Annotated in this window: 13 protein-coding genes and 1 pseudogene; 7 read left to right on the top strand and 7 right to left on the bottom strand. The window is 73.0% G+C overall.

Annotated features, from left to right (window positions below; all coding sequences use genetic code 11):
- Position 1: 1 nt before the first annotated feature.
- The 6 genes and pseudogenes from ACFYU9_RS00735 to ACFYU9_RS00710 all read right to left on the bottom strand — a co-directional run bounded on the left by ACFYU9_RS00735 (position 2) and on the right by ACFYU9_RS00710 (position 7,434).
- Positions 2-1,531, bottom strand: a complete 1,530-nt coding sequence (locus ACFYU9_RS00735) for a Re/Si-specific NAD(P)(+) transhydrogenase subunit alpha (protein WP_389209516.1) — start codon at positions 1,529-1,531, stop codon at positions 2-4.
- Between the two features lie 212 nt (positions 1,532-1,743).
- Positions 1,744-2,086: pseudogene (locus ACFYU9_RS00730) on the bottom strand (acyl-CoA dehydrogenase family protein); the annotation flags it as partial.
- A gap of 39 nt (positions 2,087-2,125) precedes the next feature.
- The gene (locus tag ACFYU9_RS00725; protein ID WP_389341031.1) at positions 2,126-2,749 is read right to left on the bottom strand and encodes a TetR/AcrR family transcriptional regulator; all 624 of its coding nucleotides are present in this window, start codon (positions 2,747-2,749) and stop codon (positions 2,126-2,128) included.
- 11 nt (positions 2,750-2,760) lie between these two features.
- Complete coding sequence (locus ACFYU9_RS00720) at positions 2,761-3,417, bottom strand: TetR/AcrR family transcriptional regulator (RefSeq protein WP_389341028.1); 657 nt, start codon at positions 3,415-3,417, stop codon at positions 2,761-2,763.
- A 263-nt stretch (positions 3,418-3,680) separates the two neighbouring features.
- Positions 3,681-6,098: a SpoIIE family protein phosphatase gene (locus tag ACFYU9_RS00715; RefSeq protein WP_389341025.1), complete on the bottom strand. Its 2,418-nt coding sequence runs from the start codon at positions 6,096-6,098 to the stop codon at positions 3,681-3,683.
- A 220-nt stretch (positions 6,099-6,318) separates the two neighbouring features.
- Positions 6,319-7,434: a GlxA family transcriptional regulator gene (locus ACFYU9_RS00710; RefSeq protein WP_389341022.1), complete on the bottom strand. Its 1,116-nt coding sequence runs from the start codon at positions 7,432-7,434 to the stop codon at positions 6,319-6,321.
- Between the two features lie 114 nt (positions 7,435-7,548).
- Between ACFYU9_RS00710 and ACFYU9_RS00705 the strand changes: the two genes are divergently transcribed.
- The 7 genes from ACFYU9_RS00705 (at position 7,549) to ACFYU9_RS00675 (ending at position 17,781) form a co-directional block, all read left to right on the top strand.
- A complete protein-coding gene (locus ACFYU9_RS00705; protein WP_389341019.1) occupies positions 7,549-8,493 on the top strand; it encodes an NADP-dependent oxidoreductase in 945 nt (314 codons plus the stop codon).
- A 68-nt stretch (positions 8,494-8,561) separates the two neighbouring features.
- Positions 8,562-10,016: an MFS transporter gene (locus ACFYU9_RS00700; protein WP_389341016.1), complete on the top strand. Its 1,455-nt coding sequence runs from the start codon at positions 8,562-8,564 to the stop codon at positions 10,014-10,016.
- 185 nt (positions 10,017-10,201) lie between these two features.
- Positions 10,202-11,650, top strand: coding sequence for a purine-cytosine permease family protein (locus ACFYU9_RS00695; protein WP_389341013.1), 1,449 nt, complete (start codon positions 10,202-10,204; stop codon positions 11,648-11,650).
- Between the two features lie 530 nt (positions 11,651-12,180).
- On the top strand, positions 12,181-12,363 hold the full coding sequence (locus tag ACFYU9_RS00690; protein WP_389209503.1) for an SflA family class IV lanthipeptide: 183 nt from the start codon (positions 12,181-12,183) through the stop codon (positions 12,361-12,363).
- A gap of 2 nt (positions 12,364-12,365) precedes the next feature.
- Entirely contained in the window at positions 12,366-15,086 is a 2,721-nt protein-coding gene (gene lanL, locus ACFYU9_RS00685; protein ID WP_389341010.1) for a class IV lanthionine synthetase LanL, read from the top strand.
- Between the two features lie 218 nt (positions 15,087-15,304).
- On the top strand, positions 15,305-15,772 hold the full coding sequence (locus ACFYU9_RS00680; protein WP_389341007.1) for a MarR family transcriptional regulator: 468 nt from the start codon (positions 15,305-15,307) through the stop codon (positions 15,770-15,772).
- 419 nt (positions 15,773-16,191) lie between these two features.
- A complete protein-coding gene (locus ACFYU9_RS00675; RefSeq protein WP_389341004.1) occupies positions 16,192-17,781 on the top strand; it encodes a flavin monoamine oxidase family protein in 1,590 nt (529 codons plus the stop codon).
- On the opposite strand, the gene ACFYU9_RS00670 is transcribed toward ACFYU9_RS00675, so the two are convergent.
- Positions 17,732-18,310, bottom strand: a complete 579-nt coding sequence (locus ACFYU9_RS00670; RefSeq protein ID WP_389341001.1) for a TetR/AcrR family transcriptional regulator — start codon at positions 18,308-18,310, stop codon at positions 17,732-17,734. The two genes, ACFYU9_RS00675 and ACFYU9_RS00670, sit on opposite strands and share 50 nt — an antisense overlap.
- Between the last annotated feature and the right edge of the window lie 9 nt (positions 18,311-18,319).

The following is an 18,319-nucleotide window of genomic DNA, read 5'->3' as shown; positions in this document are numbered from 1 at the left end:
GTCAGCTCCTGTTGAACATGGCGAGCATGCGACGCGTCACCGCGAAGCCGCCGAAGACGTTGATACTGGCCAGCAGGATCGCGACGGACGACAGCACCGTGACCGCGGTGCTCGAATGGCCGATCTGCAGCAGGGCGCCGACCACGATGATCCCGGAGATCGCGTTGGTCACGGACATGAGCGGCGTGTGCAGCGCGTGGTGCACATGGCCGATGACGTAGTAGCCGATCACGATCGCGAGCACGAAGACCGTCACATGGGGCAGCAGCGCCGCCGGCGCGAACCCGGCGGTGAGGAACAGCGCCAGCGCGCCGAGCGCCACCGCGCCGAACCGCCGTGCCGGCGTCATCGGCGCCTTCTCCGGCTTCGCCGTCTGCGTCGCGGCGGCCGTGGGCGCGGGGGCCGGTGCCGCCGAGACCTGGACCGGCGGCGGCGGCCACGCCGACTCGCCCTCGCGTACGACGGTGATGGAGCGCTGCACCGGGTCGTCCCAGTCGAGCAGCAGCCGTCCGTCCTTGTCCGGCGTCATCAGCTTGAGCAGGTTCACCAGGTTGGTGCCGTACAGCTGTGAGGCCTGGGCCGGCAGCCGGCCCGCCAGATCGGTGTAGCCGATGATGGTCACGCCGTTGTCGGTGACGACCTTCTCGCCCGCCACCGTGCCCACGACGTTGCCGCCGTTGGCGGCGGCCATGTCGACGATCACCGAGCCCGGCTTCATGCCGGCGACCATCTCGGCGGTGATCAGCGTCGGCGCGGGCCGCCCGGGGATCAGCGCGGTGGTGATGACGATGTCGACGTCCCGGCACTGCGCGGCGTAGAGCTCGGCCTCGCGCGCCTTGTAGTCGTCGCCCATCTCCTTCGCGTAGCCGGTCTTCGAGACCTCGACCTCCGGGGACTCGATCGACAGGTACTCGCCGCCCAGCGACCGGACCTGGTCGGCCACCTCGGGCCGCGGGTCGGTCGCCCGGACGATCGCGCCGAGCGACCCGGCCGCGCCGATCGCCGCCAGACCGGCGACGCCCGCGCCCGCGACGAGCACCTTCGCGGGCGGGACCTTGCCGGCGGCCGTCACCTGGCCGGTGAAGAACCGCCCGAAGGTGTGCGCCGCCTCGACGACGGCCCGGTAGCCGGCGATGTTCGCCATCGAGGACAGCACGTCCATGGACTGCGCCCGGCTGATGCGCGGCACCGCGTCCATCGACAGCGCGGTGAACGGCCGGCGGCCCAGGTCCTCGACCATCGCCGGGTCGAACGCCGGCGCGAACAGCGCGATCACCGTCGCCTTCGGCCGCACCCGGTCCAGCTGCGCGGGGCTCGGGGCGTTGACGCCCAGCACCACGTCGGCGGCCGCCGCGTCGCCGATGGTCGCACCGGCGGCCTCGTAGGCGCTGTCGGTGAAGCCCGCCGCGACACCCGCGCCGGAGTCGACGACCACGTCGTACCCCAGTTTGCGGATCGGTTCGATCGTGGCCGGCGTGGCCGAGACGCGGTTCTCACCCGCCCGCGTTTCCTTGAGGACTCCGACAATCACGAGTGTTCTCCGTTCGCTGCGTGGGTCGTCAACGGCGTGTTTCTCAACTCGATCAGTGGTGCGCCCGTAACGATCCGGAGCACGCCGCTCAGCTTGACCGCCGGGAGCTCTCCCTGAACAGCACCCACAGGTGAGGCGTATGCAACACCAGCCGAACTGAAGCTACCCCGCGGCTCCCTGGCGAGCGGGAACTCGCTGCGAAGCACTTATCCGTCCTGCGCCAGCCCGCCCGCGCCGTGGACCTGGATCGCCTTGTCGAGGATCCACTGCACCGTTGCCGGGGTGGCGATCTTGATGGCCTGGATCTCGGCGTGCGCGCCCTTGTTGCCGACGGTGTCCATCAGCCTCGCGGTCTTGAGCACGAGGAGCCGCAACTGCTCGGTGCGCACCCGGGATTCGGCGATCCAGTCGCGGATGACGCCCTGATCGGCGATCGGCCTGCCGAAGGCGACGCGCTCCTCGGCGGGCGCACATGAGCTCGACGGCCCGCTCGGCGATGCCGATCGCCCGCATGCAGTGGTGGATGCGGCCGGGGCCGAGGCGCGCCTGGGCGAGTCATGTCGGCAGCGGGGGCCGGCGACCCCACGGTCGTGATCAGCGGGCGAGGATCCCCGCGAGGAAGAGGTCGGCGAACGTGCGGGCGACCTCGGCGGGCGAGGCGGTGCCCTCGGGGCGCCACCACATCGGGAGGTGGTGCACCGAGCCGAAGCAGTAGTCGACGGCCAGCTCCGCGCTGACGTCGTCGCGGAACACCCCCTCGCGCTGCCCGTCGAGGATCAGCGCCCGGAAGGTCTCGTGGTACCGCCGGCGTTCCCGGCGCACCTGGCGCTGGTTCTCCTCCGCGAGCTGGTGCAGCGAACGGAAGAAGATCGTGGTGCTCTCGATGTTCTCGATCGTCGTCACCACGACGCCGGTCACCGCCGCGTGGACGCGCTCCGCCACCGGCAGGTCCAGCGCCACCACGGCGTCCAGGTGCTCGGTCTGCATGCGCAGCACCCGGAGGTAGATCTCGTGGAGCAGGTGGTCCTTGGAGGGGAAGTAGTGGTACATGGCGCCCTTGGTGACGCCGGCGGCGCGCACCACGTCCTGCACCGACGTCCCGTCGAAGCCCTTCTCCGCGAAGAGCCGCAGGGCGGCCTCCAGCAGCCGCTCCGGGGCCGTGCGGCCGTTGACGGTCGCCGGCGGTCTCCCCCTGCGGCGTCCCTGCTCCGTGGACACGCCCCGCTCTCCTAGCGGCGTCGCTTCGGGGTCTTCGGAGCCTGCGGGGCGTACGTGCCGAGGTACGCGCTCATGAGACGGCGCGCCTCGTCGATCGTCGCCTCGTCGCCGGTCCGCGACCCCTTGAACGCGACGCCGAAGACCCGGTCGGCGGCCTCGTAGGCCACCTCGACGGCGAGCAGGGGGGTGTCGGCGGCGATCAGCCCGCGGTCGAGCAGGTGGCGCCAGAGCCGCTCGGCCTGGGCCCTGCCCCACGCCTCCTCCAGCTCCATGAGCAGCGGGCTGCGGCCCGGGGCGTACCAGAGCTCCACCACGCTCGGGTGCTCGCGGACATAGGCGAGCTGAGGATCGATCAGCGCGTCGATCGCCTCGCTCAGCGTGCCGAGCGCGGGGTCGCCGGCGGCGTCCGTGACGAGCTGGTCGATCTCCTGGCTGTGGCGCTCCATGAGCGCGGCGTCGACCTGGTTCCGGTCGGCGAAGTAGTGGTAGACGGACGCGGTGGGGATGCCGGCCCGCTTGCCGATGGCGCCGAGCGTGGAAGCCTCGTACCCCTCCTCGGCGAGGATCTGGTCGGCGGCGTTCAGGATCGCCTGCACGCGCAGCATGCCGCGGCGCTGCACGGGTGCCGGGCGTGAAGCCAGCTGTGATGTCAGCGGATTCTCGACCATCGGTCGAGAATATCAGCCGGGCGACGCCGGACCCTTGAAAGATGACGGTGACGGGGCGGCCGCGGCGTCATCCCCGCGGCGCGGCCGCCACCTGCCCGGACCCGCAGCGTCCCCGTCCCCGGGCCTGGGGGTCCGGCTCACGGCAACCCGCCCTCCGCGGCGCCGGGTTCGCCGCTCGGGCGGTCCGCCGCCCGCGGGCTCGCGCGCCGGTCACCGGGCACAGGAGCGTGAGGACCCACGCCGGTAGAAGGCCGGGACCGAGGTCAGTCGCCGAACGCGTCGAGGCCCATGGCGTTCCCGGCGTCCGGCCCGATCGGGAGCTCGGCCCAGATCGTCTTTCCGTCTCGGGTGTAGCGCGTGCCCCACCGGTCGGCGAGCTGGGCGACCAGGAACAGTCCGCGGCCGCCCTCCTCGTCGGGCCGGGCCCGGCGCAGGTGCGGTGAGGTCTCGCGGCCGTCCGACACCTCGCAGATCAGCGCGCGGTCCTTGTCCCGCAGGAGCCGCAGGTGCACGGGCGGGGCGCCGTACCGGATGGCGTTGGTGACGAGTTCGCTGACGATCAGCTCGACGGCGAAGTCGAGGGCGCCGAGGCCCCAGCGCTCCAACTGGGCGTGCGAGGAGGCGCGGGCTCCGGCCACCTTCGCCGGGTCCGGGTCGATGTCCCAGCCGGCCATGTCGTCCTCGGCCAGGGCGTGGACGCGGGCGAGCAGGAGCGCGGCGTCGTCGCGCGCGCCGTCCGGGAGCCCGGACGCGGCGAGCCGGTCGCGGATCGCGGCCGGCCGGAGTCCGGCGTGCTCGGTGAGGGTGCGGCACAGCTCGGCGACGCCGGCGTCGGGATCCTGCCGGGCGCCGGTGACCAGTCCGTCCGTGAACAGGGCCAGCAGGCTGTTCTCGGCGATCTCGAACTCAGCGGACTCGAACGGCAGGCCGCCCACGCCCAGGGGCAGCCCGACCGGCATGTCCAGGGGCGCGGCCGGCTCTCCGGGGGCGACCAGGACCGGGGGCAGATGACCGGCGCTGGCCGCGGCGAACCGTCCGTGGACGGCGTCGTACACGAGGTAAAGGCAGCGCGCCGCCACCGCCGGGTCCGTGTCCTTCGCCTCCTTCGGGTCGATGTCGATGCGCGCCTGCCCGACCAGGTCGTCGAGCCGGCTGAGGAGTTCGTCGGGTGCGAGGTCGAGCGCGGCCAGGGCCCGTACGGTCGTCCGCAGCCGCCCCATGGTCACCGCGGCGTGCAGTCCGTGCCCCACGACGTCGCCCACGACGAGCCCGACGCGGGCGCCGGACAGCGGGATCACGTCGTACCAGTCTCCGCCGACGCCGGTGGGCCCCTTGCTGGGGATGTAGTGGTGCGCGGTGTCCACCGCGGTGTGCTCCGGCAGCTCCTGCGGGAGCAGATTGCGCTGGAAGAGCAGGGCGGTGGCGCGCTCCCGGGCGTAGCGGCGTCCGTTGTCGACGCACACCGCCGTATGGGCGATCAGCTCGGTGGCGAGCGCGCGGTCGGCGTCGGGGAAGGGGCCCTTCGGCGCGGTACGCGCCAGGGTGACCGTCCCCAGCGTCTCGGCCCCGGCCGTCAGGGGAAGGACGAGCTGTCCGCCGTCGGCGGGGGGCTCCTCGGGCGGGCCGCCGTCGTGACCCGCTGCGCCGCCGCGGGCAACCCGCCGCGGCGGCTTCGGGTCGGCGCGGTGCACCGCCCGGGGATCGGGTTGCGGGGATTCCTCTCCGGTGACGACGGGCTCCGCCAGGTCGACCCAGGCCGCGTCCGCGAGCTCGGGGACGACCACGGCGACGAGTTCCTCGCACGTCCGGATCACGTCCAGGGTCGTCCCGATGCTGCTGGAACGGCTCAGCAGTTCCAGGCGGCGCTGGGCCTCGTAGCGCTCGGTGATCTCGAACGCCGACTCGCAGACGCCGAGGCGGCGGCCGGCGGAGTCCTGCAGCCGGAAGTAGGAACAGGACCAGACGCGCGGGCGGGTGGGTTCGGTCGGCACCGGGGTCCGGTAGTGGAGGTCGATGACGGGTTCGCCGGTGCGCTGGACCTGCTCGATCACCGATTCGAGCGAGCGGCCGCGCAGCCCTGGGGAGACGATCTCGGCGTCGGGCAGGATGTCGCTCGCGCGCAGCCCGAACCATGCGTCGCGCCCGACGCCGAACGCCTCCGTCGTGGCGGGGTTGACCCATCTCACGCTGTTGTCCTGGTCGAACACGGTCAGCGAGATCGGCGACTGGCCGGCAAGGCCCGCCAGCATGGCCTGGTCGGTCGCCCACCTTTCCATCCGCTCGGCCTCGACGGACACGATGATCCAGGCCGCGTTGGCCGCCGGGCCTCCGCCGGCGCCGCCGGCCCCGCCGGGCGCCAGCCGCAGGACGTACAGCGCCACGCGCACGACGCCCCCGCTGCCGCCGCGCAGGGCCCACTCCTCACCCCAGGACTCGACGGGGCCGCCGGTGCCGTCCGGGTCGTTCGGGTTGTCCGGGTCGAAGAGCGGGCGTCCGTCGACGGGGACCATGATCGCGCGGGCCGGCTTTCCGAGGACGTCGTCGGCCGGATACCCGTAGAGGTTCTGGGCCGCGGTGTCCCATCCGATGATGTCGCCCCGCTGGTCGAGCACGGCGCTGGCCATGGTCCCAGGGCTGAACGGAGTTCCGGGCCGGTGCTCGCCCACCCCGGGCATCGTCATGGCGGCCTCCCGGCATACGGCGGCCCCCTTCGTCAGGCTACCCGGCCGGGCGCCGGCCGCGCGCCGGGTGAACGGCGGCGACTCCTTGACGGAACCGAGGGGACCCATGGATTCCCCTCCGAACCATACACGCAATCAATTCGAGTTCAGCTTTTGTCCGAGACCCCTCTGTCCCGGCGCGAGGGCCGGGCGACTGGCGACGAGGAACCGAGAGCCGCGGTCAGCCAGGCGCGTCGTCCGGACGGCGGCCGGCCGGGCCGCGGTCCCGGCCCTGGAAGGTGCGGCGGTACGCGGCGGGTGAGACGCCGATCGCCGCGGCGAGGTGCCGGCGCAGCGAGGAGGCGCTGCCGAAGCCGGCCTGCTCGGCGACCCGGTCCACCGGCAGATCGCTGGACTCCAGGAGTCCGCGGGCGAGTTCGAGCCGCTGGGCGGTGAGCCACTGGCCGGGGGTCTGGCCGGTCTCGGCGAGGAAGCGGCGACTGAAGGTGCGCACGCTCATGCCCGCCCGGCCGGCCAACTGGGCGAGCTGGACGGGCTGGTGGAGCTGGTGGAGGGCCCACTCGCGGGCCCCGGCGGTGTCGTTGCCGAACGCGTCGGGGACGGGGCGGGCGATGTACTGGGCCTGTCCGCCGTCACGCCACGGCGGAACGACGCACAGGCGGGCCACCCGGTTGGCGATCTCGCTGCCGTGGTCCTGGCGGATCAGGTGCAGGCAGAGGTCCATGCCGGCGGCGGCGCCCGCCGAGGTGAGGACGTCGCCGTCGTCCACGTACAGCACGTCGGGGTCGAGCGGGGTCCGCGGGAACAGCTCGCGGAAGCGCTGGGCGTGCATCCAGTGCGTGGTGGCGGGCCGGCCGTCGAGCAGCCCGGCGGCGGCGAGGACGAAGGAGGCCGTGCAGATCGACACCAGGCGGGTACCGGGCCGGAGATGGGCCAGCGCGGCGGCGAACGGCTCGGGAAGCGGGTCGCCGGCGCTCATCGGGTCGCTGACGGGCGCCACGATCAGGGTGTCGGCGGTCGCGATGACGCTCGCGTCGTGCTCGACGGCTATCGCGTAGTCCTCGCTCGTGCGCACCGGCCTGCCGTCCGGAGTGCAGGTGATCACCTCGTAGAGCGGGGCGCGGCCCGGGCCGAAGGCGAGGCCGAACGCCTTGCCGGGGATGCCGAGTTCGTAGGGGACGACGCCGGGGAGGGCGAGGACGACGACGCGGTGCGCGGGCTGCCGCCCGGCGTTCGGCACGGGGCTCCGCGCGGCGCTCGGCGTGGCGTTCGGCACGGCGTTCTGCGTGGCGTTCCGCTCGGCGTTCTGCACGGCGTTCAGCGTGGCGTTCTGCATGGCCGGATCCTCTCACTTGTTGGCGATCTGGCCACTCGTTTCGAGTACTCCGCGGCAGCAGCCTGTTGATCGACCGCGTTGATCGACCGCGAACAAGCCGAGGAGTGGTTCCGCATGGCGGAGAAGATGCTGGCCGTGGCCTACGACGAGCCGGGAGGCCCCGAGGTCCTGAAGCTCGTGGAACGGGACCGGCCGGTGCCCGGTCCGACGGAGATCCTGGTCCGGGTGCACGCGGCCGGCGTCAACCCGGTGGACTGGAAGACCCGGGCGGCCGGCACCCTCTACGTCCCTGGCGACGGCGTCGTGGGATGGGACGTCTCGGGTGTGGTGGAGGCCGTCAGCCGCGGCGTGACGCTCTTCCGGCCGGGCGACGAGGTGTACGGCATGCCGGGCTTTCCGCGGATGGTCGGCGGCTACGCGCAGTACGTGGCCGCTCCCGCGCGCCACTTCGCCCCCAAGCCCGCCGGACTCGACCACGTCCAGGCGGCGGCCCTGCCGCTGGCCGCGCTGACGGCCTGGCAGGCCCTGGTGGACAGGGCGGGCCTGCGCGCGGGGCAGCGGGTCCTGGTGCACGCGGCGGCGGGTGGCGTCGGGCACCTGGCGGTGCAGATCGCGAAGACGTACGGCGCGTACGTCATCGGCACGGCCCGTGCGGGCAAGCACGGGTTCGTGCGCGGGCTCGGCGCCGACGAGGTGATCGACTACACGGCGGTGGACTTCGCCTCGGTGGTCTCCGGCGTGGACGTCGTGATCGGCCCGATCGCCGGGGACTACCAGGAGCGTTCCCTGTCGGTGCTGCGGGACGGCGGCACGCTGATCACCCTCTCGGCCCTGGAGACAGAGGCCCTGGCCACGGCCGCGGCCGCCCGCTCGATCCGCTCGGGCTTCATGCTCGTCGAGCCGGACCGGCGGGCGCTGCTGGCCGTCACGGAGCTGGTCGAGACCGGCAGGCTGAAGGTCCACGTCGAGGCCACCTTCCCGCTGGCGGAGGCCGCCAGGGCCCACGAGCTCGGCGAAACCGGCCGCACCACGGGCAAGTTGGTGCTGACCGTCGACTGACGAGCCGTCACCGAGCCGTGTCCCCCGTCGTATTACCCATCCCCGTGCGAACAGAGAGGTCTCCTGCCATGGCAGGCACTCGACAGTCGACCAGCCCGCCGGCGGCAGCCGCGCGGGCCGGCGCCCTTCCGTGGACGACGATCGCGGTCATCCTGTCCGCCCTCTTCATGGCGGTCCTCGACTCGTTCATCGTGGTGGTCGCGGACCCCGCGATCGAGGCGGATCTGCACGCGTCCGCCGGTGATGTCCAGTGGATCCTGGCGGGCTACCAGCTGAGTTACGCGGTCTTCATCATCACCGCCACCCGCCTGGCCGACCTGTACGGCCGCAAGCGGATCTTCCTTCTGGGCGTGGCCCTGTTCACACTGGCGTCCGCCGCCTGCGCGCTCGCGCCGACCGCGGGCGGCCTCATCGCCGCGCGTGTCGCCCAGGGCCTGGGCGCCGCCCTGATGGTCCCCCAGGTGTTCGCGTACGTGACGGTGCTGGTGCCGGCGGCGCGGCGGCACAGTGTGTACGGCGCGCTCGGGATCGCCATGGGCATGGCGACCATCGGCGGGCAGCTCGTCGGCGGACTGCTGATCGGTGCCGATCTGTTCGACTCCGGCTGGCGCCTGGTGTTCTGGGTGAACGTGCCGATCGGCACCGCCCTGTTCGCGCTCGCCCTGCGCCACGTGCCGGCGACGCCCTCGGCCGCCGCCCGCGGGCTGGACCTGCCCGGAGTCCTGGTGCTCAGCTCGGCCCTCTTCCTCCTGGTGCTCCCGCTGATCCAGGGGCGGGAGGCCGGCTGGCCGCGGTGGGTCTGGGCCTGCTTCGCGGGCAGCGCGGTCGCGTTCGGCGCGTTCGTCGCGGTCGAGCGGCGGCTGGAACGGCGGGGCGGGGATCCGCTCGTACCGCTGACGCTGTTCCGGCAGCGTTCGTTCTCGCTCGGGATCGTCCTCGTCCTCGCCCTGTACGCGCTCATCTACTCGTACTACCTGGCCCTGTCGGTCACGATGCAGCAGGGCCTCGGGATGTCGGCGCTGGGCGCGGGCCTGGTGCACGCGCCGGCGGCCGGCGCGTTCTTCGTCTTCAGCCTGGTCGCGAGCCGGACCGTCCCGAGGTACGGACGCCGTGTCCTGGAAATCGGGGCGGTGCTCCTGACGAGCGGTTACCTGGCGACCGGACTCCTGCTGGTGTCCGGTCCGCGGATCACTCCACTGCTGGTGATCCCCACGCTCGTCCTGCAGAGCGTCGGTGGCGGACTGGTCATCACTCCGGCGCTCAACACGGTGCTGAGCCACGTCGGGCCGGAGTCGGCCGGCGTCGCGTCAGGAGTGCTGTCCACGGCCCAGCAGTGCGGCGGAGCGCTGGGCGTCGCGGCGATCGGAGCGGTGTTCTTCGGCTCGCTGCGTCACGGGGCGGCCGACGGGGTCGCCGCCGCCGGCCACGCCTTCGCCGTCGCGTCCTTCGGAGTGTTCGTCATCGCCGTCCTCGCGGGCGTCGTCGTCTTCCTGCTGCCGAAGGCGCCGGCGACCCGGGGCTGAGTGCGGGGGCCACCGGCCGGGACGGGGCGCGCCGGCACGGCGGCGGCGGGCCCCGTACCTGAAATTGTTCATTCATCCCCTTGATCTCTGTTGAACTCCATGCGAGATTCGGCGCACCGCGGTGCGGGTCGACGGCCGCGGTTGGTCCGGATCCACAGGAATCGCCGCCGGGAGAGGTCGCCAGGATGCCCGTCTCACACACCTCCGGAGAACGACTCGCGCTGGAGAGGCGCACCATCGAGGTCATCCCCGACGCCGAGCGGCACGGCACGCCGCGCGGCCAGTTCACGCTGTGGTTCGGCGCCAACATGCAGATCACCGCGATCGTCGACGGCGCGCTGTCCGTCGTCTTCGGCGCCGACGCGCTGTGGGCGATACCCGCGCTGCTGATCGGCAACGTGCTCGGCGGCATCGTGATGGCGCTGCACTCCGCGCAGGGTCCGCGGCTCGGCGTACCGCAGATGATCTCCAGCCGGGCGCAGTTCGGCGTCCACGGCGCGGTCCTGCCGCTGCTCCTCGTGATCCTCATGTACCTCGGCTTCGCCGCGACCGGGAGCGTGCTGGCCGGCCAGGCGCTGTCCGAGCTGCTGCACGTCGACGACACGCGGATCGGCATCCTCGTCTTCGGTGTCCTGACCGCCGTCGTCGCCGTCACCGGCTACCGGCTCATCCACGCCGCCGGCCGCGTGGCCACCGTCGCCGGCGTGCTCGGCCTGGGCTACCTGCTGGTGCGGCTGTTCGCCCGGTACGACGTCGGGGCGCACGTCGGGATCAAGGGCTTCGAGGCGGCGACGTTCCTGCTCGCCGTGGGGCTCGGCGCCGGCTGGCAGCTGACCTTCGGCCCGTACGTCGCCGACTACTCGCGCTACCTGCCGCGCGACACCAGCACGCGTGCGACGTTCTGGTCCACGTTCGCCGGCTCCGTCATCGGATCCCAGTGGGCCATGACGCTCGGAGCGCTCACCGCGGCCGTCGCGGGCAAGGCGTTCCTCACCGACCAGGTGGCCTTCCTCGGCGCGCTGGCCGGGCCCGCGGCCCTCGCGTTCCTCGTCTACCTGGTGATCGTGGTCGGCAAGCTGACCGTCAACTGCCTCAACGCGTACGGCGGCTTCATGTCGATCCTGACCACCGTCACCGCCTTCGACGGCCGCTCACGGATCTCCGCCGCCGCCCGCGCCGCCTACATCGTCGGCTTCACGGCGGTGTCGATCGGCATCGCGCTCGTCGCGAGCGACGACTTCCTGACCAACTTCAAGAACTTCGTGCTCCTGATCCTGATGGTGTTCACCCCGTGGAGCGCGATCAACCTGGTCGACTACTACCTGGTCTCCCGCGAACGCGTCGACATCCCCGCCCTGTACGACCCGCGAGGCCGCTACGGGCGCTGGAACGTCACCGCGCTGACCTGCTACGCCGTGGGCGTCGCGGTGCAGATCCCGTTCCTCGCCACCAAGCTGTACACCGGCGCGATCACCCGGAAGCTCGACGGCGCCGACATCTCGTGGATCGTCGGACTCGCGGTCACCGCGGCCCTTTACTGGCTGTGGGTGCGGCGCACCGCCGATCCGCCCGCCGAGACCGTGCGTCCGGCCGCCCCCGACGGCAGCGACCGGCCGGCGGCGCCCGTCGGCTGACCCGCACCCGTCCCACCGGCACGACATCCCCCACCGGGCGAAGGCGCCGGGCGCGAGCGGCACGACCGCTCGGCCCGGCGCTTCGCCGTTCCCGCGCCACGACGGGGTCGTGACGGTCCTCGGAACGGTGGCCGCCGACGAACCCGGCCTGCCGTTCGGCGGCGTCAAGCGGTCCGGCTCCGGACGGGAACCCGGCCGTTACGGGGTCGACGAGCTCGTGAACCGGAAGCTGATCCGCATCGCCGGCCGAACACCGCTCCGACCGGAGTCCCCCGGCCCTGGCGAGCGCGCAGCGGAACCGGAAACGGAGGCGCCGGTGGCCGCCGCACGCGCCGGCCGCCGGCCCCGTCCTCCTCCGACCCCGCTGGTCAGCGGGCGGAAACCGGTCCGCGAGTGGTGTCATCCGTCCCCTTGTCAGCGGGTTCACCCCTCCCTACCTTGGTGCAGCGAGTCCCTGGCCGAAGGGGGTCCACCGGCCCGCCTCGGCCACTTCCTGCACCTCAGCGCACGACACACCATGGAGGCGTCACATGCCCGTAGCCGTGCCGGATCTTCTGGAGACCGACGTCATCCGCGACGCGGGTCCGCTGGAGATCGACGACGAGGCGATCGCGTTCGAGGACGACGACCGCAGCGACCGCGAGTACACCGCGTGTCTGGCCGACCCCTGGGTGACGGCCACCACCCGCTTCGCGTGTGATCTGAACTCGTAGCGGTGGCCGTGTCCATCACCGGCCGCGGCGGCTGGTCCGACGGCACGTGGTCGTACCTGACCGACACGCGGATGCCGGCGATGGAACACGGATGGAAACTGCACGTCTCGGCGCGTCCCGACGAGCTGGATGCCGTGGTCCAGCTCGTCCTGCCGGTGCTGTCCCGGCACGTCTGCCACGCGAAGTTCGCCCGTGACCCGGAGACGCTGCGCCGCCTCAACTCCGGGGTGGAGAGCGCCGGAGCGGTCGGCAAGGCGATCACCGTCTACCCGGTGGCCGGCTCCGTGGTCGCCCTCGCCCGGGAACTCGCCGCCGTGCTGCGCGACCGGGAGGGCCCGCGGATCGTCAGCGACCGCCGGGTCGACCCGAGGGCCCCGGTCTACTACCGCTACGGCCCCTTCACCGGCGACTACCGGACCGGCCGCAGCGGACGCCTCGAATCCGTCATGACCGGGCCGGACGGCCGGATCTTCGACGGCCTGGCCGTCGGCCGCTACCGCTGCCCGCCCTGGGCAAAGGACCCCTTCACGACCGGCCCCGGACAGGGCGCCGAAGCGGCCGCGAACGGCTCCGGGCAACGCGCCGAACCCTCCACGACCGGCGTCGGTCAACGCGCCGAACCGTCCGCGACCGGCATCGGTCAACGCGCCGAACCGTCCGCGACCGGCATCGGTCAACGCGCCGAACCCTCCACGACCGGCATCGGTCAACGCGCCGAACCGTCCGCGACCGGCATCGGCGGCGGACGCTACGACGTCACCGCCGGCATCGCGCGATCGCCCCGGGGCAACGTCTACCGCGCGCTCGACCGCACGCTCGGACGGCCGGTGGTCGTCAAGCAGGCGAGGGCGTACGTGGGCGAGGACGCGTCCGGTACGGACGCCCGCCACCGGCTGCGCAACGAGCGCGCGGTCCTCACCGCGCTCGACGGCGTCACGGGCGTGCCGCGCGCACTGGACTACTTCGCCCACCGGACCGACGAGTTCCTCGTGATGAGCAGCTGCGGCGACCGCGATCTGCGGCGGGAGGTCCTGCGCAACGGCCCCTACCGGGACGACGACCGGGACGACGGCGCCCGCCCGGCGCGCGCCCTGTCCGTCCTCGCCTCCCGGCTCCTGCGCGTCCTGGACGCGGTCCACGGCCGGAACGTCGTCGTCCGCGACCTCAAGCCCGACAACGTCGTGCTCGACGACTCGGGCCCCGGTCACTGCCACGTCATCGACTTCGGGATCAGCGAGGTCAACGGCGCCGGTCCGGGCGGGGCGACCCCCGGATACAACGAGCCGGTGCTGCGCGCGACCGGAGCTGCGGACCCCGCCGACGACTACTACGCCCTCGGCACGACCCTCTTCTTCGCCGCCACCGGCATGGACCCGGTGATCGTCGACATTGACCACGAGGTGAACCGGGACCGGACGCTGGCCTGCCTGGCGTGGGCGCTGCCCGGGCACGCCCACCGTGCGACACGGGCGGCGATCACCGGGCTCCTGAGCTTCGACCCGGCCGTCCGCCGCGCCGCCGCCGGCCGCCTGCGCACCGGCACGGCCGGGACCGCGCGCCGGCCCGCGCGCCCCCGGATCGACGGCGTCCTGCTGGACGGGATCATCGAGCACACCACCGCCTACTGCGTCGGCGAGGCGCGCGCGATCGTGGACCCGGAACGGGCCGCGCAGCTGAACGTCCCCACCTCGCTGGACATCTACGGCGGAAGCTCGGGACTCGGCCTGGAACTCCTCCACCACGCGGACCGGCCCGGCGCGCGTGCGGCCGTCACGGAGTTGGCCCGGTGGACGGCGAACCAGTCGAGAAACCTGCCACCCGCTTTCTACACGGGGCGCACCGGCGTCGAACTCTTCCTCGCACAGGCGGGGTGGGAGGCGTCGAGGCACGCGGACGGCCGGCCCGGACACCCCGCGCTGCCGGAGCGCGCACCGGACGGCGGACCTCCGGAGGCGGACCTGATCGCGGGCGCCGCCGGAATCGGCCTCGGCCGGCTGCTGCTCGCCCGGCACGCCCTCCGGTCCGGTGACCGGGACGCCGCCGACCGGCACCTCGCCGTCGCCGCCGACTGCGACCGCATGCTGGCAGCGGACACCGCCCGGCTCACCCCGGCCGGCGCGGACACGCACGGCAGCGCCGCGCTCCGCGAGGGCATCGCGCACGGCGAGGCGGGCGTCGCCTGCTTCCTGCTCGAATACGGCGGCACGACCGGCGACCCGGACGCGCTCCGCCGCGCCGAACAGGCCGCCGCGCGCCTGGCCGCCGTCACCCCGGACATCATCGCGGCGGCCGCCGCGCCGGGGGCGACCCGCCGCTACGGCTCGTGGTGCCGGGGCCTGGCCGGCATCGGGACCGTACTGCTCCGGGCCGCCGAGCGCCTCGACGAGCCCCGCTACCTCGACCTCGCCCAGCGGACCGCGCGCGCCTGCGCCGGACTGGCACCGCGGATGCCGCTGGTCACGCAGTGCTGCGGACTGGCCGGAGTGGGCGACCTGATGGTGGACGTCGCGGAGGCGTCCGCGGCCGAGGAGTTCCGGGACGCGGCCGAGACCGTCGCCCTGCTCATCCTGAGCCGCAGCGGCGGCACCTGGTCCCGGCCCGTGTTCCCCGACACCGGTCTCGCCCGCCCGAGCGCCACCTGGGCCGGCGGCTCGGCGGGCGTGCTCGCCTTCTTCCGGCGGCTGCGCGACGGGGGCGGCGCGCGGCTCGGCGTCGTGGACTGACCAGCCGCGGACGGATCCCCGAAACGGCCAAGGGGCCATTCCCCTGCCCCTTGGCCGCCCTGCAGCCCCGCAGCCCCGCAGCCCCGCAGCCCCGCAGCCCCGCAGCCCCGCCGGAAGATCGTCCCCTTGACCTCAACCTAAGTCGAGGTCATACGTTCCCTCCCTGGCCCGCGCGATGGGGTGCGGGCTCCGCGCAAAGAGACACGGAGGGAACACTCATGACGGCCCAGCAGATATCCGACGCGGAACTCGCAGGACAGCCCGCCGCGTACTGGACCGGCGTCGCCTACGAGGCGCTCATCGCGTACACCCGGGCCCGGCAGGCCGAAAAGGGCTACACCCAGCCCCAGTTCTGGCTGCTGCGCAATCTCTCGGCGAACGACATCTCGCCCGACGGCGAGGGGATGACCCTGCCCGAACTCAGGGAGGCCATGACCTCCTACATTCGCCCCGAGGACGACCTGGCGGCGGAGGCCGAGGTGCTCCTCGACCGCGGCTGGCTGAGCCGGGACACCGAGGGCCGGCTGTGGCTCACCCCGGAAGGGGAACAGGCCCGCGTCGACCTGGCCCGCAACGCCCCCACGATCCGCGCCGCCCTCCACGAGGGCATCGACGACGCGGACTACGTCACCACGGTGAAGGTGCTCCGGCGGCTGATCCGCAACGCCGGAGGAACGGTCGCCTGAACGTCCGGAGACGGGCGGCGCCGACGGCGAGGGCGGGGCGCCCGGCGAACCCGGCTCTCGCCGAGCCGACCGCGGAAGCCCCGTTCACACGCGGGAGACCTTGACGACATCTCACCGATAGATAAACTCGAATTCCTTCGAGTTCGAATCCCGCGCCCCCTCCCCTTCACCCCTGCGCTCACGAGGCGCCTCCCGCGGCGCGGGTACGGAGACGGCGACCCCTGCGGTCGGGGGAGCACCTCGCCGACTTCAAGATCCCCCAGTACGCGACCGCCCTCGCCGAGGCGCTGCCGCGCAATGCGGGCGGCAAGCTCCTGAAGAACCGCCTGCGCGAGCAGGTCCGTTGGGGGGCTCCGCCGCGCTAGCGCCCCCACCGTCCCGTTCCTCCCCAAGACCCGCCGGCAAGGAGAAGAGAACCCGTGACAGAGACGACGAGACAGAACAAGGGCGGTATCTCACGGCGCGCCGTGCTGGCGGGCGGCGGGGGTGTGGCCGCGGGCGCGGGATTCGCCCTCGGCAGCGTCCCGACCGCCTCCGCGGCGGCCCCGGAGCGGGTCCGGGAGGCCCGCGCGGACGTCGTGGTCGTCGGGGCCGGTGTCTCCGGCCTCACCGCGGCCCGCCGCCTGGTCCAGGCAGGCCGCTCCGTGCTCGTTCTGGAGGCGGACGACCGGGTCGGCGGCCGGACGCTGAACCTCGACGTGGGCAAGGGTGTCATCACCGAGGGCGGCGGGCAGTGGATCGGCCCGGGCCAGGATCGCGTCTTCGCGCTCCTCGACGAGCTCGGGCTGACGTCCTTCAAGACCTACGTCGACGGCGCGTCGCTGCTCCATCGCAAGGGAGTGCGGCAGGAGTTCACCGGGTCGATGCCCGCACTGCCGGCGAAGGCGCTCGAGGACTTCGGCCGGTTGGTGGCGACGCTGGAGGAGATGGCCGCGACCGTCCCCGTGGACGCGCCGTGGAACGCCAGGAACGCCGTCGCGTGGGACAGCACGACGTTCGGGCACTGGCTCGACACGAACGCCGGCACGGAGGAGTCCGCGTGGCTGTTCATGCTCGCGTTCACGATCATCCACGGTGAGGACCCGCACAACACCTCCCTCCTCACGGCCCTCTTCCACATCGCGGGTGCCGACGGGGTCGAGCACATGATCGCCACGACCGGGGGCGCCCAGGAATCGCGCGTGGTCGGCGGCACGCAGCGGATCTCCCTGGAGATGGCGGAGCGGCTCGGGCACCGGCTGGTGCTCGGCTCGCCGGTCAGTGAGATCCGCCGGCGGGACGGGGACGTCCTCGTCCGGTCGGCGAAGGCCGACGTGCGCTGCCGCGAGGTGATCGTCGCGATGTCGCCGGCGGACGCCGAACGCATCCGCTTCACCCCGCACCTCCCGACCCGCCGCACGTCATTGCAGCGCAAGTGGCACAACGGCACGGAGAGCAAGCTGTTCGCGGTATACGACAAGCCGTTCTGGCGGGCCGAGGGGCTGAGCGGGTCGGCGATGACCGATCTGCCGTTCGCCCGTTTCGTCATCGACAACTCACCGCCGGACGGCAGCGTCGGCATCCTCCTGACGTTCATGGGCACCGCCGGTTCCGGCCCCGGCCAGACCTGGACCGACCGGGTCCTCGACGACCCGAGGGAGCGCCGGGCCGCGTTCCTCGCCGACCTGGTGACACTGTTCGGCCCCCGGGCGGCGCATCCGCTCCGCGTCCTGGAGCAGGACTGGGCCCACCAGCCCTGGATCGACGGCTGTGTGAGCACGACCCCGCCGGGTCTGCTGACCGAGTACACCGACGCCGTGCGCACGCCGGTGGGCCGGATCCACTGGGCGGGCACCGAGACGGCGACCGCCTACCAGGGGTACATCGAGGGAGCGATCCGGGCCGGCGAGCGCGCCGCCAAGGAGGTCGGCGCGGCGCTCGCGGGTAGCTCGTCGAGTCGGTCCGCCGAGCGGCGGAACGTCAGTCCCGCACCGCCGCCGGCACGGAGTACGTCTCCAGGTAGGCGGTGATGAAGCGGCGCGCCTCCTCGATCGTGACGTCGTCACCGGTCGGCACGGTCCGGAACGCCACGTCGAAGAGCCGGCTGCCGGCCTCGAAGGCGAGCTGCAGCACGAGCGGGGGCGTGTCGGCGAGAAGGAGCTCCCGCTCCACGAGGAAGACGCGCAGCCGCTCTCCCTGCGCCCGGTCGAATTCCTGGACCAGTTCGTCGATCAGCTCGCTGCGTCCGGAGAACCACACCTCGGCGCAGTCCCGGTGACGGCGGAAGTAGTCCAGGAGCGCGTCGACGACGGCGTCGACCGCGGCGCGCAGCGTGGGCGACCCGGGCTCGTCGAGCAGGGCGGCGAGGATCACGTCGAGCTCGCCGATGTGCCGCTGCAGGAGCGCGGCCTCGACCTGATGGCGATCGGAGAAGTAGTGGTACACGGAGGTGATCGGGATGCCGACCCGCTCGCTGACCGCCTTGAGGGTCGCCCCCTCGTAGCCCTGCTCGACGAGCAGCGCCTCGGCGGCGGCGAGGATCGCCCGCCTGCGCTCCACTCCACGGCG

Source organism: Streptomyces sp. NPDC004327, from assembly GCF_042873935.1.
GTDB lineage: Bacteria > Actinomycetota > Actinomycetes > Streptomycetales > Streptomycetaceae > Streptomyces.
Note: the sequence above shows the minus strand (reverse complement) of the source record. Positions and strands in the feature narration are given on the sequence as shown.

Bases quoted from the DNA above. Each gene is read 5' to 3' on its own strand.
- ACFYU9_RS00720 (WP_389341028.1), bottom strand. From the start codon at position 3,417: ATGGTCGAGAATCCGCTGACATCACAGCTGGCTTCACGCCCGGCACCC.
- ACFYU9_RS00715 (WP_389341025.1), bottom strand. From the start codon at position 6,098: ATGACGATGCCCGGGGTGGGCGAGCACCGGCCCGGAACTCCGTTCAGC.
- ACFYU9_RS00710 (WP_389341022.1), bottom strand. From the start codon at position 7,434: ATGCAGAACGCCACGCTGAACGCCGTGCAGAACGCCGAGCGGAACGCC.
- ACFYU9_RS00705 (WP_389341019.1), top strand. From the start codon at position 7,549: ATGGCGGAGAAGATGCTGGCCGTGGCCTACGACGAGCCGGGAGGCCCC.
- ACFYU9_RS00700 (WP_389341016.1), top strand. From the start codon at position 8,562: ATGGCAGGCACTCGACAGTCGACCAGCCCGCCGGCGGCAGCCGCGCGG.
- ACFYU9_RS00695 (WP_389341013.1), top strand. From the start codon at position 10,202: ATGCCCGTCTCACACACCTCCGGAGAACGACTCGCGCTGGAGAGGCGC.
- ACFYU9_RS00690 (WP_389209503.1), top strand. From the start codon at position 12,181: ATGCCCGTAGCCGTGCCGGATCTTCTGGAGACCGACGTCATCCGCGAC.
- ACFYU9_RS00680 (WP_389341007.1), top strand. From the start codon at position 15,305: ATGACGGCCCAGCAGATATCCGACGCGGAACTCGCAGGACAGCCCGCC.